Raw genomic sequence first — 26672 nt, forward strand, 5'->3', positions numbered from 1 at the left:
TACAGCGATTTTCCTTGCGATGTCTGCCTCTGGATGGTTTGTCGCAAAAAAACAATGCGAGTTTTTGATTCATGAAGTCTGCAAACAAATTGGCATATAAACTGGCTGATCTGATCAGCGGCCTTGATGTGATACTCAAAGGTGATCCGGACTGTCTGATTACCGGCATCAGCCCTATCCAGCAGTCACAGCCTGGCCATATCACTTTTTTGACTAATTCCCTTTATCGCAAACATCTGGCTGGTACGCGTGCGTCAGCGGTCATATTGGCCGAAGGTGACGCAGCGTTGTGTCCTGTGAATGCGGTGATCAGCCGCAATCCTTATTTTACTTATGCGAAAATCGCGTCTTTTTTTACCGACCGATATGATACGGCGACCGGCATGCATCCTGCGGCAGTCATGGGAGAAGACTGTTCCATTGACGCGTCTGCGGTAATCGGCGCGCACGTCACTCTTGGCCGGCATGTGAAAATCGGTGCCAATGTCGTGATCGGGCCAGGCTCAACGATTGGAGATCATGTGGAGATAGGCGAGGGCACACAGCTGGATGCCCGGGTGGCGGTCTATCACAAGGTCAGGATTGGCAGGCGCTGCTGCATCGCGAGCGGTGCTGTCATAGGCAGTGACGGGTTTGGTTTTGCCAACCAGAAGGGCGTATGGCACAAGGTTCCGCAGCTGGGCAGCGTGGAGATAGGCGATGACGTCGACATAGGCGCTAATACCACCATAGACAGGGGTGCGGTGGAAAACACCGTGATTGAAGACGGCGCGAAGCTGGATAACCTGATTCAGGTCGGACACAATGTGCGCATTGGCGCAAATACCATTATCGCCGGCTGTGTTGCCATTGCCGGAAGCACGGTTATTGGAAAAAACTGCATGATAGGCGGCGCATCCACTTTCGCCGGACATATTACCATCGGCGACAATGTCATGATTACGGGCATGACCGCCGTGACCAAATCCATTCGCGAACCGGGGATATATTCTTCCGGCATCGTCGGTGCCGTCACCAATAAGGAATTTCGTAAAAACAATGCCCGCTTTCACCGGATGGAAAATCTGATGGAACGGGTCAAATCACTGGAAATCGCGTTAAAAGAGCTGACAGAGAGAAAAGAGTCATGAAATGTGTGATGGATATACATGAAATCTTAACCTTATTGCCCCACCGCTATCCTTTTTTATTGATAGACCGCGTGATAGAAATTGACATGGGCAAGTCACTGGTCGCGATTAAAAATGTGACCATGAATGAAACCTTTTTTACCGGCCATTTTCCCAACCGCCCCGTCATGCCCGGCGTGCTGATTCTTGAAGCCATGGCGCAGGCTGGCGGTGTGCTTGCTTATAAGTCAACAGGCAGTACGCCGGATGAGACACTTTACTATTTTGCCGGCATTGATAATGCCCGGTTTCGCCGCGTGGTGGAACCTGGTGATCAACTGCGCCTGGAAGTGAGTGTCATGCGTTCCAAGCGTGATGTCTGGAAGCTGGAAGGATCGGCGTATGTTGGAGATGAATTGGCTTGTTCAGCAGAATTTATGAGTGCACGCATACAAAGAGGTTAAGGCTGTGATAGATAAAACCGCGATAATTGACCCTTCCGCCAGGATTGCAAATCATGTTCATATCGGCCCGTATTCAGTCATAGGTCCCGATGTGGAAATTGGTGAAGGAACATGGATAGGCCCGCATGTTGTCATTCAGGGCCCGACGCGTATCGGACGTGACAATAAAATCTATCAATTTTCATCGATTGGTGAAATTCCCCAGGATTTGAAATTCCGCGGCGAAAAAACCTATCTTGAAATTGGCGACCGCAATGTCATTCGCGAATTTTGCACTCTGAACCGCGGGACTGCGCAGGATAAATCCCTTACCCGCATTGGCAACGACAACCTCCTGATGGCGTACGTGCACATTGCTCACGATTGTGAAGTGGGTAATCATACCATTTTCGCAAATAATGCGTCCCTTGCCGGGCATGTCAGCGTAGCCGACTACGTCACCCTGGGCGGGTTTTCGGGCGTATTCCAGTTTTGCCGCGTGGGCGCGCACAGTTTTGTCTCCACCAATTCGGTGGTCATCAAGGATGTGCCTCCTTTCGTCAAGGTTTCCGGCTATTATGCCAAGCCGTATGGATTGAACACCGTGGGCTTGCAGCGGCGTGGTTTCGCTGAAGAAGTGTTAAGCGAATTGCGGCGCGCTTATAAAATTATTTATCGCAACGGTTTAACCATTGCGAAAGCCATTGAAGAATTAAGACAGATGGGCTCGCCTGAAATCCGGCAGCTGATTCAATTTATAGAAACATCCAATTCCGGCATCGTACGCTGACACCCCGGATTGTGCGGGGCGTAGCTGCGTGACAGAGGTGGCAAGTTGGAACATCAGCAGGTCAAAAAAATTGGCATTCTTGCAGGGGAAGCTTCCGGTGATTTGCTGGGAGCGAGGCTGATTCAGGCGTTGCGTTCACGGTTTCCGCATCTGCAATTCGAAGGTATAGGCGGTCCTGCCATGGCTGCCGCGGGATGTGACAATCTCTTTGATATCGAACGCCTGGCAGTGATGGGATTTATCGAGCCTTTATTCCGTATTCCGGATTTGATCAAATTGCGCAGTGATTTATACCGCCACTTCATTCAGCATCCGCCGGATGTGTTTATCGGTATCGATGCGCCTGATTTTAATATCGGTCTGGAATTGAAGCTGCGTCAGGCCGGCATTCCCGTGATTCATTATGTCAGCCCCAGCGTGTGGGCGTGGCGCCAGTATCGTGTGCGCAAGATTGCGAAAGCCGTGGATCTGATGCTGACGCTGCTTCCGTTCGAGGCAAAATTTTATGAACAGCATCAAGTGCCCGTGCGTTATGTCGGGCATCCGCTCGCTGAACAGATTCCCCTTCACACGGATAAAATTGAAGCCAGGCGCGCGTTATGCATTGAAGAAAATGCGACATATGTCGCCTTGCTGCCCGGCAGCCGGCGGCAGGAAATCCGCTATATGGCGGAACCTTTCTTGCGCGCCGCTTATCAGGCCTGGAAGCTGAGGCCTCATCTGCGTTTTATCACCGCGCATGTGAATGAACAGCGTTATCAGGAATTTTACGAATATTACAAACTCTATACACCGGACCTGCCGCTGGAGTTTTTTACCCGCCGTTCACAAGATGTGATGGCGGCGGCGGATGTGGTCGCGGTGACATCGGGCACGTCAACCCTGGAAACCATGTTGTTTAAAAAACCCATGGTGATTGCCTACCGCATGTCAGCCCTGACATATCAATTGGCGAAATTGCTGGTGAAAACGCCTTACGTGGGCTTGCCCAACCTGCTGGCCAATGAGTTGCTGGTGCCGGAACTCATACAGGATGCGGCCAGTCCTGAGGCTATCTGCCAGCATCTGCTGGATTATCTGGATCATCCTGAAAAAGTCCAGACGCTTCAGGCCCGGTTTACTGAATTGCACCAGCTGCTGCGTGCGGACTCATCCGGCTGCATTTCGGATGCCGTCATGAGTGTGATGGGCGCGGCTTGATATTCCCTGATTTTTGAAGCGCGAACAAAAAGCACTAAACCCGTACGCTCCTTCGACAAGCTCAGGACAGGCCTGAGGAGGACACGTCAGTGTCCGTCTCGAAGGGCCTGTCCTGAGCCCGTCGAAGGGCTGTTTATCCCCCGTCATTCCCGCGCAAGCGGGAACATGAAAGTACTGTTAAGACTTGGTATTTCTTAAGAATTCCTTAAGATTGTTATGATACGTTCGAAGAATTAGCTGTTTCCAGGGAAAGGGAACAGGATAAAGGAGAAAGGGAATTTCAAAGCCGGATTTCATCTACTTTTACGGTGTGAAAGAGAGGTTCCCATGGCACAAACGAGAAAAAACAATAAGATTGACTATAATCTTCATGACCCGCAGGGGCATGTCACCGGCCAGGCTCAGCTAGACCTTTCACCCGATATGCCTGGGATCGCTGATGAGGCTTTCTTTCGCACACTGGAACAACAGCTGCGCGAATATAACGATAAGCATGCAGTTTATCTGATGGCGTTGAACCAGAAATTCAATTTTCAAGCCGACATTGTCTTCGAGCATCTGGAAGATTTTCTGTTTCCGAATATGCATTCATCCGCCAGGCAGGCTTACGAACAAGAACAGCAATTGAAACTCTTGTTTAATCTTTTGACGCAGCTGGCATTCCAGGCCATCAAGGCGCGTTCCGGCGGCTTTTTGGGGATAGGTGCGAATGACGCGGCGTATCAGCGCGCAAAAACCTGGCTTCAGCAAGTAGCCCGCTATGCCGAGAGCAAGATCGTTGAAACCCCATGGTATGTGCCTGTTCCAAAAGAAGCCTATCTGCTGACGGCACTGAATGACTCTCCGGAGGCATTTATCCAGGCCCAGGCGGAAATGCAAGTGGAACATTATGTCACCGAACTCAATGACGCCAAGAAAAACTTTCCCAAAGAGCAATTGAAGGAGGATGGCAGCAATTTTTCCAAGCAAGTCACAGACTATATAGGCCAGATTGATGCAGGTGCATGTGAAGTTCAGCAATATAGGCTCCAGCACCGTTGCGGAAATTCAGCGCATTGAACTTGCACGTAAAAATCGCGGTGCTTTTATTAATTTTTTCCGCGACTGGTTTTCTTCAGAAAAGCAGGAACTGGAAGCGTTAAAAAACCGGCAGAAAGTCGCCCAGGCGTTGCAAGACAGTTACACACGTCTGGCCAGCGGCGTGGAATGGGTCAAATTTCGCAATGTCATGAAAGCATTGGGTGACAAATTATTACAAACCCCTGCCAGTCTGAGCAGCGCGGAAGTGGATGAATTGCGAAACGCGGTCGGCAGTTTGCTGAATCACAGAAGCTATAAGGCTGAAGCTAAATCATTCGTGGTTCGGCTGCAGTCCAAAATCGTTGCCCAGGTCGGCGCGCTGGCGAAATCGGCCGAGCCTTCTTTGTTGACCAATCAATTCGCATTTCTGGCGGAAAACAAGATTGTCGGCGCGGCCGCATTGAATGAAGCCAGAGTGGCGGTCATTAATGCGATAAAACAGCAGGCTGTTGCTTTCGAGGATCCGCAGACAGCGCTGCGGTTTATTGAAAACCTGAAAACCGCGAAATATGAATGTCTGGATGCTGGCGGCGCGCTATCCCGTTACCTTGATGAAATTACAAAGGATTACCAAGCCTGGAAAGCCTTGCAGGAAAATGGCCCTGCCTTGCTTGCCGGAGCGCTGGACGTCCACGCAGTCAAAGAAATGCGCGATCATGCCATTCGCGCTTTCAAATCCGCGCTGCCCAGAGTGAAAGAAGCAGCCAAAGTCTTTGATGAAAGCTTGCGGAAAGTCGTGCTTGAAAATGTAACCAATCTGCAGGTCGCTGACGAACTCAAGACAGGTACGCTGATTTCAATCCTGGAAAAACACCTGCAGTTTTACACGCTGGATGAGCGCTATGCTGAAGAGCCTTGCTTCAACGCTTCCAAGGCTGCCATCCGTGGGCATGTGAACAAGACTCTGGAAGAATACACTGACGCATCAGAAGCGCAGGCATATATTGGCAAATGGGATAAATTAAACCAGGAGATACTGAAAGCCTTTGATATCGCGCTATATCAAGACATTCAAAACAAGCGCAACCAGTACAAGAGCCTGGATTTGATATAGAAAGGCTGGGTCAAGCTCCTGGATGATACTGCTGCGAGTCAAATGACCACGCTTGATGTTGAACATTTCATCGCCGCGGTTCTCTGGCTGGACAAGCCCAATACCGAGCTGAGCAATCCATTGATAGAATTGCTCAAACAGTTATCGGGCGTACAGCAGAAGTTTTTACAAGTCACGGCCCGTGAAAAACTGGCAGAACTGAAAGAATCCCTGCTTGTCGACCTGGCCGGCCTGGCCCAGGCTTCACCCGGCAAGGAAAAGCGAGAAGCGTTGAAGCACAGGCTCAAATTCATTACTCAAGCCAATGCGATGTATACCGATGCGCTGGGCGCGGCGCGTAAAGCCGTCATTTCAGCGTTGAAATCAGAAATCGCAAAAGAGAAATCCATCAAGGAAACCAAACGCTATCTGGATGATCTGGAATCTGTGCTGCCGGATGGTGTGAAAGACGATGCCGAGTTGCGCAAGGCGATATACGACGCCAAGAGGAAACTGGTATACGATCACTTTGAGGATGATTACAAAAAAATCCTGAAAAAATATGAAACCCAGATGGAATTTCTGCGCACGGGCGAATTAAGTCTGTGGGAAAAAATCGAAGCGACGTTTACCGGTGAAGATCCCCGCGCGCTGACGGAAGAGAATCTGGATAAATGGCGCAGCAAGTTCCTGCATGAGCTGACTACTACCTTGACTGTGCACGCGCAAATCGCGGTGGATATGGCCGGGTATGGTCAAAACCCGACTGATCGCGAAGAAGCAGAGGCGGTACACTATTTTCTGAAAGAACGTATTCGCGATGATTACAAAGAGCTGTCAAGGAAGGCAAAGCAAGACCTCATTGGATTGACGGATTTGCGCGGCCAGCGGGCGCGCGAAAGACTGGACCGTATTTTTGGCCTGAAACCTTCCCAACCGGTGGATAAAAAGGCGTTCTTGAGATGTTATCTTGCCGTGGCGTCGTATCAGACTTATTACAGGAATGATGCGGTGCTCGCCGATGCGGGACGTGACTTTATCCGGGAATTTCATGAAATCGCCCAGCATGAAGGCGGCTTCGTCACCCAGATTGTCGCCAAGATGTCGAAAGACGAGCTGGATGCTCTTTTCCTGACCTGGGGTGATGATCCCACCGTCAAGGTAAAGAAGAAATCGCAAGGCAAGTCGACCGCCCTGGAAAGCGATATTGTCGGGGTGGTGGACGCCAGCCGGGATTCTCATGTTCAGGTGCCAAGATATTTGCTGCTGAATATGGTCCTGGAATTGATCGCCGCTGATTTTGACGCCTTGCTGCGGGGTGAAAAAGTCGATATCAGGTTGCTGAATGACCGCATTGAATTCGCTATTCCGAAATTGCAGCGCCAGGTGAAGGATGAAATGGAACTGAATGGCAATCGGGAATTGCGCGGTGATTTGGCTGCCATGATCCAGGGAATGAATCCAACCACTACGCGTGACAGCTATTTGCGTCTGGTTGCGAACCAGCTTCCTCAGGGCACGGCTCAGTTTGATACTTACGGTGTCATGCGCAATCTCAAGGATTGTGAAAGCAAACTGCTGGATCAGATACGGTTCGCGCTGCGCGATCAGCTGGATATTCTGGACGGCATTACGCCGGAACATCTGGATTATCGTTCAGATGAAGAATCCATAAAGATTCTTGAGCAACAGATTTTGTTATTGAGAGATGAGCTGGAGCGTGTGCAAAGAGACGGGCAGATGGAAGAAGGAACGCGGGCGGAAAAAACAGTTGTGATTGCGAGATCCATTGCCAGCCTGGAAGCGCAGAAAATGGAGTATGCCAACAATATCGCGGTGAAGAAAGCCCAGACCAAATGGGTGCGCGATTACCAGGAATATCTTGTGGAAGCGCAGTCGCTGCTCAAAAATGACGGGCTTTCCCTGCGGGAATTTATCGCGCAGATGAAACCCTGTCTGTTTGAATTGCTCGATCCCCAGCTGGCTGGTTTTTGCCGGGCAGTCCGTGAAAATGTCGAGTTCGCCAAATTGCTGGGCGATGAAGAGTTCACCCGACAGCTGCATCAGCTGGGCAGGGATTTGCAAGGCAACACCCGGGAGACTCTGGATATCGTGCGCGATATTCCTGAAAATATTACACGGCAACTGCCGTCTGAAACCGCGGACATGATCAGACAGCTGCAATACCGCTTTGCAGACCGGTTCAAGCATTTGATGGTGAAAATGCTGGACAAGAATAATCTGAGCAAGATACATGCGTCCGACGAGGCGAGCGCCATGTCAGTGGCAACGGTACCTGTTCAGGATAAAACCACGCCATTCTGGGGATCGTTGTTCACGGGGTCTACCAAGCCGGTCACTGTTCCGAATGTGACTGCCAGCAAGCCATCCATGCCTACTGTGCATGAGCGTTTGAAAACTGTCTTGAAAAGAGTGGAATCAAGAGTTTTAAAACAGATGCTGGCACAGTTGGCCGAGGCGGCGGATGCAAACTCGATGAACATAGACGATTTGTATGGATTGACAGGAGAAATCAAGCCCAGCAAACCGATCGCGATTGCGGCCCGGTCGTCAGATTCATCGCAGGATCCGTCGCAAGAAGGCCAGAGACAAGGGATGCATGTCGGCAACCCCTTCGCGAGAAATTATTATTTTTAATCCTTGAACATATCTGATGCTGCCCTGTGTGTTGCACAGGGCGCACGGATGTTTGTCTGCCCAATCATATTGGCTAAGGTCTTGTTATGCTGGCTAGAGAAAAAAAAATTCTTGTGGCTTTGACTGACGCAGACGGGTGCGTATTTAACCCGCTTGCTGAATGGCTGCAATTGCACATTATCGCCAATTATCAGGAATTTCTGTTCAAGTATGGCCGCGACCCGGAAAGTTACCGGCAGAACCAGCGTATTATCGATGAAAAACTGACTGAATTACTCAGAGAGCTTGAACAAGCCACGTCTTATCAGAACGGCAGTCCAGTGCAAGTGCAAGGCCTGGAACCTGTACCGTTGCTGATGGAGAAGATATTAAAGCTGCTGGGTTTTCGCGATCCGTCAACGCTGGATTCTTCCGACAGGGATACCATTTTACTCGATGCCAAAACTGCTTATCGAAAATATCTCAGCCATATGGGTCCGTTGGGGCAAAAAGTGCTGGATCAAATGGTATTGTGCGCCAATAAACCATTTTTAACTGAATTGGCTGCGCGTGTGACGGCAGAGCAATTTGATCTGCTGGTTTTGCTGTGTGGATCCAACCGACAGTCCAAGGCCTTGGATGATTTTAATAACGAAGAAAACGCCAGCGGGTCTTTCTTTCCCATGATGATAACGCTGCGGGATAAAATCAATGACTTGCTCTCCGCCGGCACAAGCGGTGTGAAGTGTGTGCTGGATATGTTTCTGCTGGCTGATCTCTACGGAGAACTCGATCCCGGAGTCAGTTTCAAGCTGATCCTGGATGTGCTTTTCAATCCCTCTCATCAGCGGGAGGAAGAAGAAAAACACCATGATTATATTTTCGATCAGAAAAAGTTTTCCCTGGTTTATGCCATGCTGCATCATCTTGCGAGACAGTACCCCAAGGATAAAATCACGCTCGCGTTTTTCGAAGATCGGGAAGATATTTACATGGCGCTGATGAAGGCGTTCAAGGCTAACCCTGACCTCATGCCTAAAAATATTGTAATGGAATTCTGGCCGTATTCTGGTAATTTGCCGCGCAATAAACACATCAGGACGAATGACATAGACGGATTAAGCGATGAAAAAATTGTCGCCGTGCAAGGAACGGGTGAAACGGATATGAATTTTTATGAAAATGTTTTGAAGATCGCAGTATTATCAGGCTATGACGAAGATACGCACCCATCGATTGATTCTGTCAGCGACATGGATTTTGATGAATTCAGACGTCAGCGCAAACTGACCAGTGATACGCCCGCGCTTGCCGACGATTTCCTGGTATCTCCTGTTCCGCATTCGGCGACCCTGTTTGGCAGCCGCGACATGCAGCGGGAAGTGACGGTGTCGACGGCTGCGCAGGCTGGAGTGAGTCGTCTGCTGGATGCCTCCCCGCCGCAAGATGACTATAGCAAATTCACGTACTAAAGCTGCTGTGGAGTGCGGAATGAATCCCGTCAGGTTCTTCGGACTCTGAAATACGCGCCGGAGTTTTTCAGGCCTGTTTATTCATCCTGCTTGTCGTCCGGCAATTCATGAAGGTCTACGGGTTCTCCAGGCACCCGGTGCTTTTCGTCCGCCCAGTCTCCCAGGTCCATGAGTTTGCAGCGATCGGAGCAAAAAGGACGGAACTTGTTTTCCTGGGTCCAGGTTCCCTTTTTCCCACACGTTGGGCAGACAATATCTTTTTTTTCTATAGTCATGGCGGTGTATCCCGGATTCAGGAATTACAATACTCCACTGTAAATGCCAGGTTGTCCGTGTACTGGGTCGGCCGCTTTTCAACATGCGGCGAATAAAACCGTACGCTAAAAAAATGCCTTCCGATGCTGACTTCCGGGTAGGCGGGGATTTCGTGTTGTATTCCTATGCGTATCATGCGCAGATTTGATTGCGGGTCCAGCAATTCCTGATGGAAGCCGTGTATGGCCGTCTTGTCTTCCACTCTCGCGTTATTGCGAACCAGCTGCAGCACCAGTTCACACGCGGTTCTGATTTGCGTGAAATCACTCAGCCATTCCAGCAAAGTCTGCTTGCGTACACTCACGGACTGCTGAAGCCAGTAATGATAGATGGGTATATCAAAACTGCATCCGCCGCCCGGGCTGGCGAGGTGCATGCGCAGGTTATTCAGTAATTCAATGTCCCGGAGGCGCTGGCCTATCTTGCCGCTGCTGTCAATCAGGCTGCGGGACAATTCATCCAGCTGGCGGGTCAATTGCCTGAATTTCTGTTCATCTATGCCGGGAAGGTGGCCATAGCGTTGCAGGTTGGCCAGCAGTATGCTTAATTCTTTTGCCAGTTTGGCCTTGAGGTCAGGCCGATCCAGGATGTGCAAGACATTGATAATCAGGTTGACCAGACTGCGCGTGCCAAAAATCGACATATCACTCAATTGATGATCGATTTGTTCAAATAATTGCTCTAACCGAAGACACACGCGAATGACTTCGTTTAGCGGATGATCATAAATAATCGTCTCTTTCATGTCACTAGGCTGCATCAGGGTACCCGAGCCACATGATAACATGATTTGATTTGAAAATAGACAAGGATTCTATCCGGATTTCACATATTTTTTACGCTTTACGCCTAAGCAGCAATGATAACGTGTTTCATGGTTCGAGACGCCGCTTGCGCGGCTCCTCACCACGAACGGGAAATACTCAATCCGATCGCTCCTTCGACAAGCTCAGGACAGGCCTGAGGAGGGCACGTCAGTGTCTGTCTCGAAGGATTGTTCACCCCTCTCGTCATTCCCGCATAAGCGGGAATCCATCACCGCAACCACGCACAGTGAGTGCGGCCATCCACACTATCCTCATACTGAATGACTGCGGCGGTGGAAAAAAGTGAAATACCGGCTGGTTTTTCTTTCATTTTGCTGTCTATAATCGATGGCTTTTCCATTAATAATAACTCAAAGAGGATGTTGTCATGAAAAAATGCCGCAATCACATTGGAATACTGCTCGCGGGGCTTGTCGCTTTAGCGCCTTTATCGGTTAATGCCAAAAATGCAAATGATTTGATTATTGTAAATCATTTTGATCGATCGTTGACATTTACAGTAGGCATTAATCCGGATGTGCTACCGGATTTTCCCGCGACTTTCACTCTCTCAACTCAAGCCCAGGCTGAAAGCAGGGTGCTGGATTTGAACAAGGAAGCTTATATCCGTGTTGAAGACAGTAATAATCACAGCGCATTCTTTGGCATAGATATTGAAAAACAGGCTGTCACGGTGCATGGCTATGTCAGCAAGGGGATTGCCTACAGCTGGAAGTCTAACACTGTGGTATTTTGCACGCCTGATGAATATAAAACGAAACGATCCTGTCTTTAGTTAACAGTCAGTCAGGATGGAGAACGCCGTTTCTTCCATCCTGGCTAATCTGAGGCTGCGCTGCGAGAAGTTTGCTGTGGAATCCGGAAAGGATAACCGGCAGAAACGTCAGTTTTTTTCCCGCCCCAGCTGCGTATACATTGCGTGCAGTTTTTCAATTTGCGGAGCCAGATCTGCAATCACTCCGTCATTGACGATCACATCATGTGCTTTCGCCCGGCGGTCATGACGGCTGGCCTGGGATTTGAGTATGGCTTCGATTTCTGAACGGGAAGAACGGTCGCGGGACAGGACGCGGTCGACTTGCGCGGATTCCGGAGCGTCGATCACCAGGATGCGGTTGATAAAAGAATAAAATTCCACTTCCAGCAAGAGCGGTATGACTGCGATGCAATAAGGCACGGAGAGAGCGGACAATTGTTTGCGCATTTCATCGCGTATCAAGGGATGTAACAGGTTTTCCAGCCATAAACGCTCACGCTTATCGGCAAAAATGATGCTGCGTAATCTGGAGCGGTTCAGGGTGCCGCCTGGCATTACAACGTCATCGCCAAAATGCTTCACGATTTTCGCGAATGCCGGTTTGTCAGGTGTGGTGATTTCACGCGCCACGATGTCCGCGTCTATGACGGGAACACCGCGTTCGGCAAACAGATTGGCCACAGTCGTTTTGCCTGACCCAATTCCTCCGGTTAATCCCACTACTAGCATGAACTGATTCCCATAGGTTGCTAATGGCTATTCCAATGAACCGTCAATGCAAAATATCATATCACTTGTAAATAATACTTCATGATCTCATCTCCCCAAAGCAGCGCTACCCAGCCTGCGACAGCAAGATATGGCCCGAAGGGGAGCGGCGTGCTCTTGAAATGTTTTTTGATCGCCATGTAAGTCAGGGTGAAGATGACTCCGCTGATGGAAGCCAGCAGGATGATGAGAGGCAGCATTTGCCAGCCCAGATAAGCGCCTAGAGCGGCAAGAAATTTATAATCACCCTGGCCCATGCCGGTCTTGTGTGTGATCCAGCCAAACACGATTTGTATGGCGGCAAAGATCATATATCCGGCAATGGCGCCTATGATGGCATCATGACTGTCAGTGAAAAGACCAAACAGGCTGCAAAACAATCCGGCCCATAACAAGAACAGGGTCAGTTGGTCAGGCAGCAGGTGATAATCAAGATCGATAAAAGTGAGGCAGATGCAAAGCCAGGTGAACAACAGAGCGGCGGCGGTCTGCCAGGTCACGCCAAATTTCCAGGCGACGTAAACAGAGACTACACAGGTGAGCCCTTCCACCAAGGGATAGCGTTGTGAAATCTGGGCCTTGCAGTAAGCACATTTTCCGCGCAGCCAAAGATAGCTGAGTATGGGAATATTATGCCACGGACGAATGACTTTTTTGCAGCGTGGGCAGTGAGAAAAAGGCAGGTACAGGTTCAGCTTCTCAATATCGGTATGCGGCTTGAGACCCAGATAGATACGGCATTCCTCGCTCCAGTTTTGTTCCATCATGCGCGGCAGGCGGTAAATGACCACATTCAGAAAGCTGCCGATAAAAAGGGAAAAAAAGGCTGTCACGATCAGGAATATATCAGGATTGGCTGCAAAGAACTGCAAAATGTCCATGATTATAATACGTTTCCTAATTTGAAAATGGGTAAATACATGCCAATGACCAATCCACCGATTAAAACACCAAGCACCAGCATAATCAAGGGTTCCAGCAGCAGGCAGAGCCGGCTGATGCGCCGCTGTATCCCGGCTTCAAAGAAATCCGCCGCCCTGGCCAGCATTTGCTCCGGCGTTCCGGATTCTTCACCGATTTTTACCATTTGCACCAGTACTTCCGGGAAGCCGGGGCATGCCCGCATGGCTTGATGTAATTGCAGGCCGGAATGAATACAGCCGCGCAGCTGTGCCAGCGAACGGGCGAATTCGGCATGCTGATTTGAATAAAGCGCCAGTCTTAACCCCTCGGAAAGTGACAGGCCCGCGGACAGAGTGATGGAAAGATTGCGTGTGAAACGTACCAGCAGAAGTTGCCTGATTTCCTTATGCACCAGGGGCAGGCGCAGCAAGCGCTGCCAGACTGCGTTTTTGAATGCTGCACAGGCTGGATGGGGAATCAGAACCAGAGCCAGCGCGACGCACGGTGCGGATAATAACAGTATGAATCCGTGCTGACGCAGACTTGAGGAAAGGTAAAAAATCCCGCGCGTGAGCAGCGGAAGCGCGGCTTGCGACCCGGCGAATAATTCCGCGAACCGGGGAATGACTACCAAAAACATGCCCAGTGTCACCAGCAACGCTGTTACCATGATGATACCGGGATAAAACAGTGTCTGACGGATCTGCGTCTGCAGCGCCAAGGCTTTTTCCTTTTCATCGGCTACCCGGCATAACAGCGAATCCAAACGGCCCGTGTGTTCACCTATCTTGACCATCTGGCAGGTTAATTCATCAAACACGCCTTGCTGGCAGCGCAGACTGTGATAAAAATCCCTTCCAGCCAGCAATTCACGCCGGATGGAAAAAATCAGTGCGCGCATCACAGGCCGGGTCTGGCTTTGTTCCAGGATTTCACAGCAGAGGATAATGGGAATGCCGGCTGTCAACAGGGCCGCCAGCTGGCGCAGGAACACGGCATTCTCCCGTGCCGTGATCCTGCCGCCATGTCGTGAAAATCCGATGCCGGCATCAGGAAAGCGTTTGAAATTCATGATGTGCTACCCCGCCTGGATGGTGAGAGCGGGATCATCACATCTGATGGCTCGCGCCAATTCAGCGCGAGTGGTGATGCCAGCGTGGATTTTTTCCAGCCCCGCTTCCCGCAGCGTCATCCATTTTTCCCTGCGGACTGCCGCCGTCAATTCCATGGCGGAAACACCCGAGAGAATGAGTGACGCCAGGCTTTTCGTGATCGGGAGACATTCAAAAATCCCGGTGCGTCCCTGATAACCCTGATGACAGGCATCGCAGCCGCCGGACTCGCAATCCGCGGCCGGTTGCGAGTGGCGATTCCCTGTGCGGACGGTTTTTTTGCAGTGATCACACAGTTTGCGTACCAGGCGCTGGGCGATGATCAGTGAGACTGAACTGATAAAATGATAAGGCGCGATCCCCATGCCTTGCAGGCGCATAATGGTTTCCACGGCACTGTTAGTATGCAATGTGGATAACACCAGATGGCCGGTCTGAGCAGCTTGCACGGCGATAGCGGCAGTCTGGAGATCGCGGATTTCCCCTATCATGAGAATGTCCGGATCCTGGCGCAGCAGAGAACGTAACACGGTGACAAAATCCAGCCCTACGCGAGGATTCACATTGATCTGATTGATTCCCGGCATTTCAATTTCGACCGGATCTTCCACGGAAGATATATTTTTTTCCATGCGGTTCAGATAATGCAGCGCCGCATATAAAGTGCTGGTTTTTCCGCTTCCTGTCGGGCCAGTCACAAGAATCAGTCCCTGGGGTTGATCGAGGCTGGCGGTCAGCAGCAGCTGCTGCTGGCTGGTTAATCCCAGTGTGTCCAGATTCTTTTTGCCGCCGGCGGTATCCAGTATGCGCATGACCATCTTTTCGCCGCGGAGCGTGGGGCAAGTGCTGACGCGCACATCAATATGCGGATAAGGCGGGAAGCGCAGGCGGCCGTCCTGCGGCAGCCGCCGTTCCGCGATATTGAGGTGTGAAATCAGTTTCAGGCGGGTGATCATGCGTGCGGCGAAATGCGCGGGTGCGGCAGCGGCTTCATACAGCAATCCGTCACGCCGGAAACGGATGCGGCAATTCTGCATGAACGGCTCGATATGAATATCAGAAACCCGTTTTTCAATTGCATCGGAAATGAGGCTGGTCACAAATTCGCTGACCGGCCCGTCATCTGCATCCTGTTCGTGGATTTCATACGCGCCGGACTGTTCTTCCACGGGCGGTATTTTTGCCAGCGCGGATTCCAGCTGTGTGCGAAATCGCGGAGCGCGCGCATGCGCTTTCAGGATTTTATCCAGCAGCGCTTCCGAGACCAGCATGGGATAGATGCGAAGACCCGTGTGAAAGCCCAGCATGGAAATGACAGCATGCCGGGTGGGATCGGTCAGTCCCAGATCCAGGGAGTGTTCATCCTGCCGCAGGGGAAGGACCCGGTAGCGATGAATCACTTCGGCATTCAGTCGTGAATTATCCAGCAAGACAGAATCGTAATCAGTCAAATCATAGACTGGCCAGGTGAAATGTTTCGCGCAGCTGGCCAGAATCGCTTCGCTGGAAATCCGTCCGGAACGTACCAGATAAGTGATAAGGGGGATATTCTGGCGCGCGGCTTCTTCCAGTGCGGAAGAAGCCGCAGACACGTCCAGCAGGCCGTCACGCACAAAATAGGCGATTAATCCGATGAGAGAAGCCTCAGACCAATCCTGATGGGAGAGGGAATCAGTCATGACACAGCCCGCTTTTCAAGCATGTCCCGCTGACTGTCCACTGGCTGCCGTCAGTGCCGGGCTTTAAAATATAAGTGGCGTGATTGACGAGTTCGGTTCCTGTCGCGGTAATGATGCCGTGATCGACCTTGAGGCTGGCGAGATTGCGGGTATGTTTGGGCTGAGCGGGAATGCCGTAACTTCCATTGGAGAGGTCGGACGCTGAAACGCCTTGTTGCAGCGCCAGTGCGACGGCAGTTTTAAACACTTCCGCGAGACTGATGATTTCCGCGAAACGCGCGCGCTGCGTATAGTTTTGATAAGAGGGAATGGCAACAGCGGCCAGAATGGCGATGATAGTTACGACAATCATCAGTTCAATCAATGAAAAACCATGAGAATTAAAACCGTGAGCATTAAGTGAGTGACGCATAAAAAATTCCTTTTGTATGGAGAATATGAGTTCCATGAGGCGAGACGCGCGTGCGCGCGGATTTGCAAAGAGAGGAAAGGGAGTGAACGATGAAAAGCAGAACATCCACTATAGCCTGACAGGCAAAATAACCGCAACCTGTTTTTTTCATCCAGACACACACGATACACACGCAAGGAGGTGGCAAAAAAAAGGCGCCTCGCGGCGCCTGAATAAACGAGGACACTGGTAATGATTGATCAGCTGACTCTGGCGGGTTGAGGCAAAACTGATGGAGATTCTTCGCCATGAGATACCGATAGTGAAGAATTACTTTCAGAATTCGGCTGAACGAGCTGATGATGTACGCCTGCTTTTCGTGCAGCTTTGAATAACCGGATTTGCGCATTCAAGGCTGCTTTCAAGGCTTTCGTATTTTCTGTAACGGCATCAACCGGTTCTGACGTTGCAGCTGCCGCTGTGCGGATCTCAAATTCAGATAGACTGGCTGCCTCGCTCACTGCCGCCTGCGTCGCTGGCTGGCTGGTATTTGCAGCAGACTGGGCTGTTGACAGGCTCGCGACTGGCGGTAAGGATTCCTCCATATCCATGTCAACCATCACGGGGTTTGCCTGAGTCTGAGCTTGCGCAAGTCTTTCGTTTGCTTCCCTGCCGTGGAAGTAGGATTCCGCGCTGCGTATGAAGTCTTCGGTGTCGCCTATATTTTTGAAGAAGGACTGGCATGCGTCTTTCAAAAGATTTTGATAACGGTTTGATGCCTGCAGCTGAATGTGATTAGTGATTCTTTCTGCGGCCAGCCGGTTTACGGCGTCACGTATGGCGCGTTGTTCTGGCGAGAGATTGGTCTCTTCTATCGCCAGCAGCAAGCCACGTTCCGTTGCATTCAGCATCAAGGCGCACCAGTCACTGATAACGATCAATTTCGCAAGCCGTTTTGATGACTGGATTCGATCGAGAATGGAGCGGCTGCGCAGCATCTGATCCAGATAGCGGATTTTTTTCGCGCCTTCTTTGAAGAGATAATCCTTGGTCGTATCGAGGTCAAGGTGTTTTTCATGAGCGCGGCCGATTCTGTTCTTTTGATAATTATAATTCCATTTGTGTGTGGTATTTGCCTTGGGTGTGTTGAATACGGCTTGTTCTTCCAGCGGATCAGGATTGATTACCTGGGTTTTCCTCATGGAATACCTGGCTCTCAATTCCTCGTTGATTTCTTGTGTGCTTGTGGTTGGAAAGGTTTCCATTTCTATGAATTGCTGAGCGGCAGCACGTTTTGAGCGGATATGGTTGGCTATGGTGCCTGTCAATCCCAGCGTGAATCCGATCGCGCTGACTGTGGATGCGGTAATGGCGAGGGCAACCGGCGCGATTTTAAATATAACTACAAGGGCGACGGGAACCGTAATGCCCAGGCTGATCAATGAACTGATAGCGTGCTTGATCGTGTCTGCCTTGAAGCGGGCGCGGCTTTGCGGTTCAGTTGTGCGCAGCCATTGGAACAGATTGATGCCGGCTTTTCCAAGGTTATAGAGGGTGTTTATGGACAGGGTCGCCAGGATGAACAAAGGAACCATGGCACCCATGACAGTGGAAAATGCGAGGCTTCCGATGGCGGAAGTGCCGACTATCATTGATACCAGTAAATCGACAAGAAAACCGCCGACCAGACCGGCATTGCGGTTACGGCTTTTGATTAACCGGGCCAGTGACAGACTTGCTTTGGTCAAGGCAATGCTTAGTGAAATGGGTGCGAGAATCATGGGCCCTATGCCGTTTAACAAGGCGGCTATCAGATTCTGGCTGGTAAACATGCCGAAAATGACCGATCCATAAGCGGCTTGTGCGGTTATGGCTGAGCTGCTGGCCGTTTCCAGGTTGGTTTGTGTGTTATCATATTCTCTGCTTTGCATGATGTGACTCCTCGTTAATTGTAAGTATTTGAATTTATTTATACTCCTTATTCTTCTGTTCCATTTATATCCAGAATAATACAAAAACCTGATATTGATAATGTGTGCTATAATTACTTCATAGCTAACGACAGGTTAATAATCATGCAGAAGATCAGTCACATATATACATTTATCAATGTGGTGGAATTGGGTAATTTCGCCAAAGCAGGGAAAGCCATGGGGATTAGCAACGTGGCAGTCATGAAACAGATCAATGCGCTGGAAGAACAGCTGGGCTTGCAGTTGTTCCGGCGTACGACTCGTTACCTGACATTAACCGACAGCGGCAAGGCTTTTTACCAGCATTGCAAACCCATTATTGAAAAGCTGGAAGAAGTCGAAAATGCCATGTCATCCATACGCAAGGAACCTTCAGGGGAATTGAAGATTTACAGTACGGTTTATTTCGGCGAAAAATATATTGTGCCGCATTTGCATGAATTCATGCGCGCCTATCCCAAGGTCAAGATCGTCTTGCAGCTGATAGAGCACATCGACAACCTGAACCGGGATTATGACTTGCTGGTGGGCGCGCCTCCGCTGGATATTCCACACCTGGTGCAGCGCAGGGTGATTACCTCTCGTGTAATTTTGTGCGCATCACCCGCGTACCTGAAAAAGTTTGGCGAACCCGTTTTGCCCAATGAGTTGAATCAGCATATCTATATCACGCACAGTTTCAGGCTGCCGGATGAAAGCCTGAAATTCAAAAACAATATTGAAATTTACTTAAATCCCGCGTTGGTCGTCAACAACATGACTTCCCTGCTCACCAGTGCGGTAACCGGTGCCGGCATCGTCAAACTGCCCCTGTTTTTTGCCGAGGAAGAAATACGCAAGGGCAGGCTGGTCATGCTGTTCCCCAATACATTTCAGCTCAGCGTCAACCTGTATCTCTATTATCAGCAAAGCAAATATCTGGAACCCAAGCTGCGCTCGTTTATTGATTTCATTGTCCCGAAAATCGATTACAAGGAGTGAGAACGAAACCAAAAGATGTATAAATATTGACTTGCAAGCAAGAGACGGGTTTTAGGACAAAATGAAATACCCGCCAGAAAGGACAAAAAATGAACGATAGCAGACTGCCATTTCTCTGGCAGTAGAGGATATTTTTCTTTATACTCTCGCCTGCATTTTCATGACCATGCCGGCGTAGCTCAGGTGGTAGAGCAACTGATTCGTAATCAGTAGGCCCGCAGTTCGAGTCTGCGCGCCGGCAGGTGTAGAATCAAGTAGTTACAGTCGTAAATCCCTCAATTCCCATCCCGCTAAAAAGCACTGGAGTGCATATGGAGTGCAAAACCGGTCTATCGTAATCCACCGTAATGAATGATGCCCCCTTTTTTATCCAGTTTATAGCCTGATCTTAAAAAGGCAAGCTGAGTTCCATGTTTTCGGGTGCCAAATGAAAGAGTAGATAGTCATACCTCCTGTGAATAATAGTAGCTAGTTAACTGCTACATCTTCACTCAGCTCAGCTTCAATCTCCTCAATAGTTGGCAGACTGGTAGCCAACTTTTCCGGTAATTCCTTTATTAGCTCATACTCTGAAATTCCGATTGGACTGGTAATATTTCTCAACGCATATTCAGCTTTGAATTTCTTTCGGGTCTTGCAGAGTAACAGGCCAATGGTGGGATTGTCTTGTGGTGATTTTAATAAATCATCTACTGCTGAAAGGTAGAAATTCAGTTTCCCGGTATATTCCGGTTTGAATTCTGTCGCTTTTAATTCTATGATCACATGGCAATGCAATTTGGTGTGATAAAAAAGCATATCGAGAAAATAATCATCTCCATCAACTGTCAGTTTGTATTGGCTGCCCATGAATGCAAAGCCTACTCCAAGTTCCCGGAGGAATTTGGAGATATGCTGGGTGAGGGCGGATTCAATTTCTCGTTCTCGTGCTTCTGATCCAATAGTAAGAAAGTCGAAATTGTAAGGATTTTTGAGCATCTGCGTGGCTAGATCTGATTGGGGTTTGGGTAAGATGTTTTTGAAGTTGGAGACTTTTGACTCTGGTTTTGCCTGTCTGCTGTACAAGTCCTGCTCAATCTGCATAATCAGGATATTCCGGGAGATAGCGTTTTTGAGGGTGTTATGCGCATACCATTCCCTTGCTTCCGGATCTTTTATTTTCTCAATTAGGACAACGATATGCCCCCAGGGCAATTGGGCAACAGCCTGTTGCCCAATTGTCAATTGCGGATACGTTTCGGCAAACTTTCGCATATATTTAAGGTTTCTGACTGAAAAACCCTTGGCACCTTGAAAGGATGACTGCAAATCTCGGGAAAGCTGGTCAAGGAATTTGCTCCCCCAGGCGGCATTGGCCTGTTTTTCGATGATGTCAGTTCCAAGCTGCCAGTAGAAATGGATTAGTTCCTTGTTAACGGCATGGGCGGCTTTTAATTGTGCTGTCTGATAACGCTTTTTGATTTCGGACAAAAAATCCCGATAATCCGGGTCTATGATAATATGATCCAGGCTGGTTTCCTTTAACAAAACACTCACTCCTTATTCAATTGGGTTCAATTTCCGTTGTTTGTTCTCTAGCCTCAATTCGCGTATTAACTGCAGCCGCTACCAGCTTCTCCACCGCCTTCGCCTTATGCTCCGGTGCCAAATGCGCATAACGCAATGTCATGGTCATTTCCGAGTGTCCCAGCAGTTCGCGCACGGTGTTGAGATCGACACCCGCCATGACCAGTCTGGAGGCAAAATGATGCCGCATGTCATGCCAGCGAAAGTTGGTAATTTCAGCTGCCTCAAGGATGTGGGTCCATCAGAAGTCGCTGGATTTAGTAATATTGAATTCATTTATTATGAAGCAAACATGTTCCCAACGGTTATTACTCATAAGAAATAAATTGATTGCATAATTAACTATTCATTTGATAATTATAGATATCTTGCACATTATCCAGATTGCCACCTAATGCTTTGCAAGCTGTTTCATTGTTATATTTTTGTGCAAGCTGAAGTGCTGTGTCGCCATTGCGATTTTGCCTAGTGATGCTTGCATCAGATCTAAGCAGTATTTCAATCGCTTTGCTATCATCATAATAAGCTGCAATATGTAAAGCGCTGGAGTGTACATGGTGTTTGCTCGGTTTATTAGCATCTGCACCATGTGTTAAAAGTGCATCCATTGCTTCATAGTGGCCCTTTTCAGTAGCAATGTGCAGAGCTGTCTGTGCAACGCTAGCTTTTCTGTCTCTGATATCAACACTAGCGCCATTTTTTAAGAGACCATTTATTGCATCCAGATTATTGTAGTATGTGGCGATTTGTAGGGCTGTGTAGCGTTCATCTTTTTTGAATTTATAAAAATGATTTAGTTGTGCACCGTTTGCAATGAGTTCTTCAATAATATTGAATGATTGATTGCATAATGCAGCATATTTAAGTAATGCTTGTGGATTTGATTGTTGAGATAGTTCTTTGATTGCCACTTGATAAACATAATTTAAAAATACTTGATTGCGTTTTTTGATCGCCCAATCTAACATGCTCATACCTGACATATCACGAACCATTGTGATTTGATCCAATGTTAGCAGTGTGCGATGATCATAAGGTTGACCTGCTTTGATTAAAGAAAACGTTTCGCGTTGATTTTTTGTTAAATTAAGGTATTCCGCTTTGTAGATTTTGCAGAAAAGCTGATACCAAGGAGCGGGATCACTATCATCATCATTGTTGTTATCATCACTTTTCAATTGAAGTGCTTGTTCAAGATGAGTGACTTCTTCTTGGTGGTGAGGGAAGTGCTCAACTATTGCTTTTCTCCAAAAACGATGATTGGAGGCAGTCATATTGTAAAGATCTGTACATACCAATGCGCTTGCGCTTTGTGACTCTATGTTTAAATAAGAGTAAATGTGCATCACAGTTTCAATTGGAAGAGTTAGTAAATTGGGTCTAAACACGGCTTTACACTCGTTGTATTATCAATATTTGGCTTAATTATATCCACTTTGCCTTAATTGAGTATTAAATAAGATTTATAAGTGGCTTCAAATTTTCAAGTGTCATTTTTACAACTCTGTAGAACTGGACTTTGGCCAAAATTCTCAGCTATTGGACCCTACCAAGGTTCCATCATGGAAAAATTGATCTAAATCAACAACTTGCTTTAACGAGTTCCTGCTTGTATTCTGCTGTTTTGTATATAATATATGCACGCATAAGATGCACTGATGGATGGCAGACGATTTCGTACAGTAAATGTGATTGATGATTTTAACCGTGAAGCATTAGGTATTAGGGCTGGCTTTTCCCTGCCCGCTGAGCGTGTCACCGAATTTCTGGATGAAATCGCCGAAAGACGTGGTTATCCATGTGAACTACGGGTTGATAATGGTCCGGAAAATATCTCGTGTGTCATGTCGAATTGAGCTGCAAGCAACGGCGTGAAAATCAAATTCATTCAACCTGGCAAACCAGCACGGAATGGCTATATCGAACGTTGACCATATTCAATCTATCACTGATGAATGGTTGATCAATTACAACAGCAAAAAGCCTCACGAAGCACTGGGCAACTTGACCCCATTGCAATTCAATGAGAAATTGCGAATGCCTACTGGCGTGGTGCACTAAAAACGGAAGGCTTACCGAACTACAACAGGTACTTATAATGATTCTAATGCGCAGTTATTATAGCGTTCCGGGGTGAGAGAGGGAACTACAACATGCTCACTTGTGCAGCCACCACTTAAAAAAATATATGCTTTATTTGGCGATTGAACGGATTTCCCGGAAATGGACCATGCCGATTCACAACTGGAAGCCAGCGATGAATCGGTTTCTGATCGAGTTCGGTGACAGAGTCACCGTTTAATGGTGTGGGTAGTTACACAGAAATTTTTACAGACTCGCCTCCGTATAAAAACCTGCCAAATCGGCAGGTTTTTCTTGTTATCTCGCTTAATCAAAACATCCCATTCTCGTTTGCTGATTTTTCAGGCACATCTTGTATAACATCCCAGTGTTCAACAATTTTTTCATTTTCTAATCTAAAAATATCAACAATTGCCTGTCCCCTGGCATCAGGTACTTTAATAGAGTGTACATGCAATATGACATAATCACCCTCTGCCATGATGCGTTTAATTTCACTGTGTGAATTTGGATAAGTATTTCGCAGATAGTCAATAAATTTCTTAAATCCCTCTTTGCCATCTTCTGCCATAGGATTATGCTGTTTATAATAAGACCCCATATACTTTTCTGCTGCAGAAAAATCCTTGTTATTGATGGCTGCTTCATAAAAAGCTGTGACAACTTCTTTGTTGTGCTGTAATTTCTGATAACTTGATGCAAAAGATGTGCTTGTCATCAGTGCGGTCACGACGCAAATAGTTGCTAGTTTGATTTTTTTCATATTATCTCCATGGGTTTTCGTTGATATTAAAAGATTTACAACTATAGTTAGATAAGTATATATTCGCAAGTAGGCACCTAATTGTTGTATAGTTACTATTTGGAAACTTATATAATGAAGAAAATACCAAATATTTATAATGCAAATTGTCCTACTCGATTAATCTTGGATCGTATCGCTGATAAGTGGACTGTATTAATTATAGGCCAATTGTCGAGTGGTACATTACGTTTTAATGAACTTAAACGATCTGTTCCAGGCATAACGCAAAAAATGTTAACGCAAACACTAAAAGGCTTAGAGCGAGACGGGATAATTGTCCGTAAAATATATGCAACCGTACCGCCAAAAGTTGAATATACATTAACGAAATTGGGGAAAAGCTTAATTAGAGTTGTTGAAGCAATTCGTACATGGGCAGAGACAAATGTGAAAGATATTTTGCAATCGCAAGCGAAATATGACTCAAAGTTTTAAAAATTCGTAATGCACCCGCTGGTGCCTTATTACAATCATCACGGAAGAGTCAACCTTAAATCGTCCTGCGATTTGATCTGGCACGGGAATGACGCGCAGATCATGAAGAAGCCAGGCGCGGCTCAATGCTTCTGATCAAACAAATCCGGCAGCCACTTGCATGTTTGAAATCTATCGCTCAAGCGGCAGCTTATTAAAAAATAAGTGCATTTCCGTAGCATCTTTAGCAAAGATCATCAGTCAATTCGTGTAAGCATAATATGCTGCAAGTTACACCACAACGCCGACGCTCCGGTTCTTTAACAAGTTGTCAACAGACCCTAATAACCCATCTTTTTTGTCTCGCTCTTACCAGGCTCCACCTTGCCTGCTTTTCGTTGCTCTTCTTCAATTTTTTGTCGCTCCAGTCGAGCTTGTCGCGCTTGTCGTCTTTCCGCCGCAGAAGGCGGCCCTTTTGGAGCCGGAGCTTGACTCTTTTGAGCATGATGATCAAATAATGATTGCGGATTTTTTGCCAGATGAGGTTCTTTTTGTTTTAGTAAAATTTCTGTATCCCATATTTTTTTTGCTTCGCTTGTTAAGCTGGGCAATAAGCTTGCGACAGCTCTATCAACGTATTCATCATTTTTCGACTTTCCTGGATTGGCAAATATATCTACCATCATTTTAACTGCATTTCTGAAGTTAATATTATGTTCGAACATTTTTTTAAATTGCGGCGAATTTACTAAAGGTTGCAATGTATCCATATTATTTTTGATTAAATCTCTAAATGCGATGAGATCTTTAACTCTGTGTTCAGGCCGGTGATAAATTGATTTTAGAGTTTCTATTAGTGAAGTCGTTTGTATGTCATTTTTAGTTTCTAAGATAGACGAATCTATCCCAAATTCCTCTGCGTGAATGAGATCAACATTAACAGTAAAGGGTTTTTCGGTATTAATTGTAACCTTATATCTTTTCACTGAAGCTCCACTATCAGGCTCTTCTTTTAGAGTGATTTCACCTGATTCGTGTAGACTCTCTAGTGTTTCCAGTGTTGTTCGTGGATGGGTCGTCGCAATATCAATATCATCTGGATAATCCCTTGGATTATCATACTTGATGCCATGTAAGACATAAGCACCACTTCCCATGACTCCATAATTATAATTTCCAATCTCTTCTTTAATAATCGATAAAGCTCCAGCAAGAATTTTTACTGCTTCATTCCACTCTTCAGGAGAAACCATAACCCACCTCCACCCTCGTTATTTTGCTCTTTGATTTAAGTATAGTTGTTAAAACAAAAAGGAGGGATGAAGGTGAAAAATTCGTAGTTAATTCAATCAGGTCTGTTGATAATTCACGGCGTTTTTGCGCAAATCAACCCTATGAAACTATGAGTGATTTGCCCGCTAACTTTATTTCTCCAAGCTGACTTTTACTGATTTTGGCATGCCAAGCGACGTCATTTTGTGAAGAATTCTAGCCATAATGGCAGCCTACACCAGGTCTTGACCCCGACGGACTTTTATTCACGGCTATCTCTATCTCGATGTTTGCGCGCTGCGCCAAACATTAAGTCGATGGGTGTAATAAGAATTAATGTAATGCGGCGCTCCGCCATCCTTAGGTATCAATACTGATGATGTGATTTGCAGGTGGATTTTTCTCAGAAAAAATGCGGCTCAGTATAATGAAAGTGGAATAATACGGCGTGCTGAACAACCCCAGTGTCCATGTCATTGGATCTTTCAACATCAGAAAACACCACTGCTTGTCGGTCGAATGCCGGTTGACGCTATATTTGTATCCGTTGTTTTCGGCGCCGCTGCAGCAGCGGTAGCTGTCAGGACAGCGACTGATGCAGGAGCTTCCATTGCACGTTAAACTTGTACTCGAATAAACATGGACGCTGCGCTCACGGGTCGTTGTTTTGCACATCCCTCGAATGCACTACAATACTGCGTGCGGTCATGCTTACTCATTTCTCGTATCAAGTGTGAAACGTCCTGGTATGATACATTGGAAATGATTTTTATGAACTCAGCCAGTTCAATCACTGATTCTGCATCATCAGATTTACATTTCACCAGACCAAACCTTTTAGGATCCCAGGAAGTCTGCCGCGATGTATTCCTCCAGGGATTATGCAGATGATATATCGATTGCCTAGATCATCGATATGAACGTTTGTAACAGCATAAGCATGTTTGCCATAAATACCCTGATATTTATTCTCAATACTCTCGTGTGTAGTCACAGTCATGGCATGACCCGCTTCCATTTCTTTCTGTATAAACTCATAAATTTCAATGCTAGGCCTATCATA

At 47.6% G+C, this 26672-nt stretch carries 26 protein-coding genes and 1 tRNA gene; 14 read left to right on the plus strand and 13 right to left on the minus strand.

Annotated elements, in window-relative coordinates:
- The first annotated feature begins 71 nt into the window (after positions 1-71).
- The 8 genes from lpxD to AQULUS_RS03120 all read left to right on the plus strand — a co-directional run bounded on the left by lpxD (position 72) and on the right by AQULUS_RS03120 (position 9764).
- Positions 72-1130 (plus strand): UDP-3-O-(3-hydroxymyristoyl)glucosamine N-acyltransferase, encoded by a 1059-nt coding sequence (gene lpxD / locus AQULUS_RS03085; protein WP_148338532.1) that lies wholly within the window; start codon positions 72-74, stop codon positions 1128-1130.
- Positions 1131-1138: 8 nt separating this feature from the next.
- Entirely contained in the window at positions 1139-1573 is a 435-nt protein-coding gene (gene fabZ, locus AQULUS_RS03090) for a 3-hydroxyacyl-ACP dehydratase FabZ (RefSeq protein WP_456298081.1), read from the plus strand.
- Positions 1574-1577: 4 nt separating this feature from the next.
- Positions 1578-2342, plus strand: coding sequence for an acyl-ACP--UDP-N-acetylglucosamine O-acyltransferase (lpxA, locus tag AQULUS_RS03095; protein ID WP_148338535.1), 765 nt, complete (start codon positions 1578-1580; stop codon positions 2340-2342).
- Positions 2343-2387: 45 nt separating this feature from the next.
- On the plus strand, positions 2388-3542 hold the full coding sequence (gene lpxB, locus AQULUS_RS03100; RefSeq protein ID WP_148338537.1) for a lipid-A-disaccharide synthase: 1155 nt from the start codon (positions 2388-2390) through the stop codon (positions 3540-3542).
- A gap of 327 nt (positions 3543-3869) precedes the next feature.
- A complete protein-coding gene (locus AQULUS_RS03105) occupies positions 3870-4601 on the plus strand; it encodes a hypothetical protein (protein ID WP_148338540.1) in 732 nt (243 codons plus the stop codon).
- On the plus strand, positions 4549-5676 hold the full coding sequence (locus AQULUS_RS03110; protein WP_148338542.1) for a hypothetical protein: 1128 nt from the start codon (positions 4549-4551) through the stop codon (positions 5674-5676). The genes AQULUS_RS03105 and AQULUS_RS03110 overlap by 53 nt, the downstream gene beginning before the upstream one ends.
- 42 nt (positions 5677-5718) lie before the next feature.
- The gene (locus AQULUS_RS03115; protein ID WP_148338545.1) at positions 5719-8313 is read left to right on the plus strand and encodes a hypothetical protein; all 2595 of its coding nucleotides are present in this window, start codon (positions 5719-5721) and stop codon (positions 8311-8313) included.
- 86 nt (positions 8314-8399) lie between these two features.
- Positions 8400-9764: a hypothetical protein gene (locus AQULUS_RS03120; RefSeq protein ID WP_148338548.1), complete on the plus strand. Its 1365-nt coding sequence runs from the start codon at positions 8400-8402 to the stop codon at positions 9762-9764.
- Between the two features lie 77 nt (positions 9765-9841).
- Here AQULUS_RS03120 and AQULUS_RS03125 read toward each other — a convergent pair whose 3' ends face one another.
- Together AQULUS_RS03125 and zapD are read right to left on the minus strand one after the other, a co-directional pair.
- Positions 9842-10039: a DNA gyrase inhibitor YacG gene (locus AQULUS_RS03125; protein WP_148338551.1), complete on the minus strand. Its 198-nt coding sequence runs from the start codon at positions 10037-10039 to the stop codon at positions 9842-9844.
- 17 nt (positions 10040-10056) lie between these two features.
- On the minus strand, positions 10057-10824 hold the full coding sequence (gene zapD, locus AQULUS_RS03130; RefSeq protein WP_172622711.1) for a cell division protein ZapD: 768 nt from the start codon (positions 10822-10824) through the stop codon (positions 10057-10059).
- A 449-nt stretch (positions 10825-11273) separates the two neighbouring features.
- On the opposite strand from zapD, the gene AQULUS_RS03135 reads away from it, so the two are divergent.
- Positions 11274-11681, plus strand: a complete 408-nt coding sequence (locus AQULUS_RS03135; protein WP_148338557.1) for a hypothetical protein — start codon at positions 11274-11276, stop codon at positions 11679-11681.
- A 108-nt stretch (positions 11682-11789) separates the two neighbouring features.
- Here AQULUS_RS03135 and coaE read toward each other — a convergent pair whose 3' ends face one another.
- From coaE to AQULUS_RS03165, 6 genes are all read right to left on the minus strand, one after another.
- On the minus strand, positions 11790-12392 hold the full coding sequence (gene coaE / locus AQULUS_RS03140; protein WP_148338559.1) for a dephospho-CoA kinase: 603 nt from the start codon (positions 12390-12392) through the stop codon (positions 11790-11792).
- Between the two features lie 56 nt (positions 12393-12448).
- A complete protein-coding gene (locus AQULUS_RS03145; protein WP_148338562.1) occupies positions 12449-13312 on the minus strand; it encodes a prepilin peptidase in 864 nt (287 codons plus the stop codon).
- Positions 13313-13314: 2 nt separating this feature from the next.
- The gene (locus AQULUS_RS03150; RefSeq protein WP_148338565.1) at positions 13315-14406 is read right to left on the minus strand and encodes a type II secretion system F family protein; all 1092 of its coding nucleotides are present in this window, start codon (positions 14404-14406) and stop codon (positions 13315-13317) included.
- 6 nt (positions 14407-14412) lie between these two features.
- Complete coding sequence (locus AQULUS_RS03155) at positions 14413-16125, minus strand: GspE/PulE family protein (protein ID WP_148338568.1); 1713 nt, start codon at positions 16123-16125, stop codon at positions 14413-14415.
- Complete coding sequence (locus AQULUS_RS13110; protein ID WP_148338571.1) at positions 16118-16537, minus strand: pilin; 420 nt, start codon at positions 16535-16537, stop codon at positions 16118-16120. Before AQULUS_RS13110 ends, AQULUS_RS03155 begins: the two co-directional genes overlap by 8 nt.
- Positions 16538-16776: 239 nt before the next feature.
- Positions 16777-18447 (minus strand): hypothetical protein, encoded by a 1671-nt coding sequence (locus AQULUS_RS03165; protein WP_148338573.1) that lies wholly within the window; start codon positions 18445-18447, stop codon positions 16777-16779.
- 144 nt (positions 18448-18591) lie between these two features.
- Here AQULUS_RS03165 and AQULUS_RS03170 point away from each other — a divergent pair, with 144 nt between their 5' ends.
- Together AQULUS_RS03170 and AQULUS_RS03175 are read left to right on the plus strand one after the other, a co-directional pair.
- Positions 18592-19470: a LysR family transcriptional regulator gene (locus AQULUS_RS03170; protein WP_148338576.1), complete on the plus strand. Its 879-nt coding sequence runs from the start codon at positions 18592-18594 to the stop codon at positions 19468-19470.
- A 168-nt stretch (positions 19471-19638) separates the two neighbouring features.
- Positions 19639-19711: transfer RNA gene (locus tag AQULUS_RS03175), tRNA-Thr, on the plus strand.
- 227 nt (positions 19712-19938) lie between these two features.
- Here AQULUS_RS03175 and AQULUS_RS03180 read toward each other — a convergent pair.
- The 3 genes from AQULUS_RS03180 to AQULUS_RS03190 form a co-directional block, all read right to left on the minus strand.
- On the minus strand, positions 19939-20940 hold the full coding sequence (locus tag AQULUS_RS03180) for a PDDEXK nuclease domain-containing protein (protein WP_232051821.1): 1002 nt from the start codon (positions 20938-20940) through the stop codon (positions 19939-19941).
- 73 nt (positions 20941-21013) lie between these two features.
- Positions 21014-21268, minus strand: a complete 255-nt coding sequence (locus tag AQULUS_RS03185) for a tyrosine-type recombinase/integrase (RefSeq protein ID WP_269472876.1) — start codon at positions 21266-21268, stop codon at positions 21014-21016.
- A gap of 106 nt (positions 21269-21374) precedes the next feature.
- Positions 21375-22424: an ankyrin repeat domain-containing protein gene (locus AQULUS_RS03190; protein ID WP_148338581.1), complete on the minus strand. Its 1050-nt coding sequence runs from the start codon at positions 22422-22424 to the stop codon at positions 21375-21377.
- Between the two features lie 270 nt (positions 22425-22694).
- Here AQULUS_RS03190 and AQULUS_RS03195 point away from each other — a divergent pair, with 270 nt between their 5' ends.
- Complete coding sequence (locus AQULUS_RS03195) at positions 22695-22892, plus strand: DDE-type integrase/transposase/recombinase (protein WP_148338585.1); 198 nt, start codon at positions 22695-22697, stop codon at positions 22890-22892.
- A 55-nt stretch (positions 22893-22947) separates the two neighbouring features.
- Positions 22948-23097, plus strand: coding sequence for an integrase core domain-containing protein (locus tag AQULUS_RS03200; protein ID WP_148338588.1), 150 nt, complete (start codon positions 22948-22950; stop codon positions 23095-23097).
- A 331-nt stretch (positions 23098-23428) separates the two neighbouring features.
- On the opposite strand, the gene AQULUS_RS03205 is transcribed toward AQULUS_RS03200, so the two are convergent.
- Positions 23429-23881: a nuclear transport factor 2 family protein gene (locus AQULUS_RS03205; protein WP_148338591.1), complete on the minus strand. Its 453-nt coding sequence runs from the start codon at positions 23879-23881 to the stop codon at positions 23429-23431.
- A 114-nt stretch (positions 23882-23995) separates the two neighbouring features.
- On the opposite strand from AQULUS_RS03205, the gene AQULUS_RS03210 reads away from it, so the two are divergent.
- Positions 23996-24358: a winged helix-turn-helix transcriptional regulator gene (locus AQULUS_RS03210; RefSeq protein WP_148338594.1), complete on the plus strand. Its 363-nt coding sequence runs from the start codon at positions 23996-23998 to the stop codon at positions 24356-24358.
- Positions 24359-24678: 320 nt separating this feature from the next.
- Here the strand turns inward: AQULUS_RS03210 and AQULUS_RS03215 are convergent, their stop codons facing one another.
- Positions 24679-25590: a hypothetical protein gene (locus tag AQULUS_RS03215; RefSeq protein ID WP_148338596.1), complete on the minus strand. Its 912-nt coding sequence runs from the start codon at positions 25588-25590 to the stop codon at positions 24679-24681.
- Positions 25591-26672 lie beyond the last annotated feature (1082 nt).

It is taken from the genome of Aquicella siphonis (assembly GCF_902459485.1).
In the GTDB taxonomy this organism is placed as follows: domain Bacteria; phylum Pseudomonadota; class Gammaproteobacteria; order DSM-16500; family DSM-16500; genus Aquicella; species Aquicella siphonis.

Coding starts and splice junctions, on each gene's coding strand:
- AQULUS_RS03115 (WP_148338545.1), top strand. CDS start 5,719: ATGACCACGCTTGATGTTGAACATTTCATCGCCGCGGTTCTCTGGCTG.
- AQULUS_RS03145 (WP_148338562.1), bottom strand. CDS start 13,312: ATGGACATTTTGCAGTTCTTTGCAGCCAATCCTGATATATTCCTGATC.
- AQULUS_RS03120 (WP_148338548.1), top strand. CDS start 8,400: ATGCTGGCTAGAGAAAAAAAAATTCTTGTGGCTTTGACTGACGCAGAC.
- fabZ (WP_456298081.1), top strand. CDS start 1,139: ATGGATATACATGAAATCTTAACCTTATTGCCCCACCGCTATCCTTTT.
- AQULUS_RS03125 (WP_148338551.1), bottom strand. CDS start 10,039: ATGACTATAGAAAAAAAAGATATTGTCTGCCCAACGTGTGGGAAAAAG.
- AQULUS_RS03200 (WP_148338588.1), top strand. CDS start 22,948: ATGGCTATATCGAACGTTGACCATATTCAATCTATCACTGATGAATGG.
- lpxD (WP_148338532.1), top strand. CDS start 72: ATGAAGTCTGCAAACAAATTGGCATATAAACTGGCTGATCTGATCAGC.
- AQULUS_RS03105 (WP_148338540.1), top strand. CDS start 3,870: ATGGCACAAACGAGAAAAAACAATAAGATTGACTATAATCTTCATGAC.
- AQULUS_RS13110 (WP_148338571.1), bottom strand. CDS start 16,537: ATGCGTCACTCACTTAATGCTCACGGTTTTAATTCTCATGGTTTTTCA.
- AQULUS_RS03150 (WP_148338565.1), bottom strand. CDS start 14,406: ATGAATTTCAAACGCTTTCCTGATGCCGGCATCGGATTTTCACGACAT.
- AQULUS_RS03195 (WP_148338585.1), top strand. CDS start 22,695: ATGGATGGCAGACGATTTCGTACAGTAAATGTGATTGATGATTTTAAC.
- AQULUS_RS03165 (WP_148338573.1), bottom strand. CDS start 18,447: ATGCAAAGCAGAGAATATGATAACACACAAACCAACCTGGAAACGGCC.
- AQULUS_RS03210 (WP_148338594.1), top strand. CDS start 23,996: ATGAAGAAAATACCAAATATTTATAATGCAAATTGTCCTACTCGATTA.
- zapD (WP_172622711.1), bottom strand. CDS start 10,824: ATGAAAGAGACGATTATTTATGATCATCCGCTAAACGAAGTCATTCGC.
- AQULUS_RS03155 (WP_148338568.1), bottom strand. CDS start 16,125: ATGACTGATTCCCTCTCCCATCAGGATTGGTCTGAGGCTTCTCTCATC.
- coaE (WP_148338559.1), bottom strand. CDS start 12,392: ATGCTAGTAGTGGGATTAACCGGAGGAATTGGGTCAGGCAAAACGACT.
- AQULUS_RS03205 (WP_148338591.1), bottom strand. CDS start 23,881: ATGAAAAAAATCAAACTAGCAACTATTTGCGTCGTGACCGCACTGATG.
- AQULUS_RS03135 (WP_148338557.1), top strand. CDS start 11,274: ATGAAAAAATGCCGCAATCACATTGGAATACTGCTCGCGGGGCTTGTC.
- AQULUS_RS03215 (WP_148338596.1), bottom strand. CDS start 25,590: ATGGTTTCTCCTGAAGAGTGGAATGAAGCAGTAAAAATTCTTGCTGGA.
- AQULUS_RS03170 (WP_148338576.1), top strand. CDS start 18,592: ATGCAGAAGATCAGTCACATATATACATTTATCAATGTGGTGGAATTG.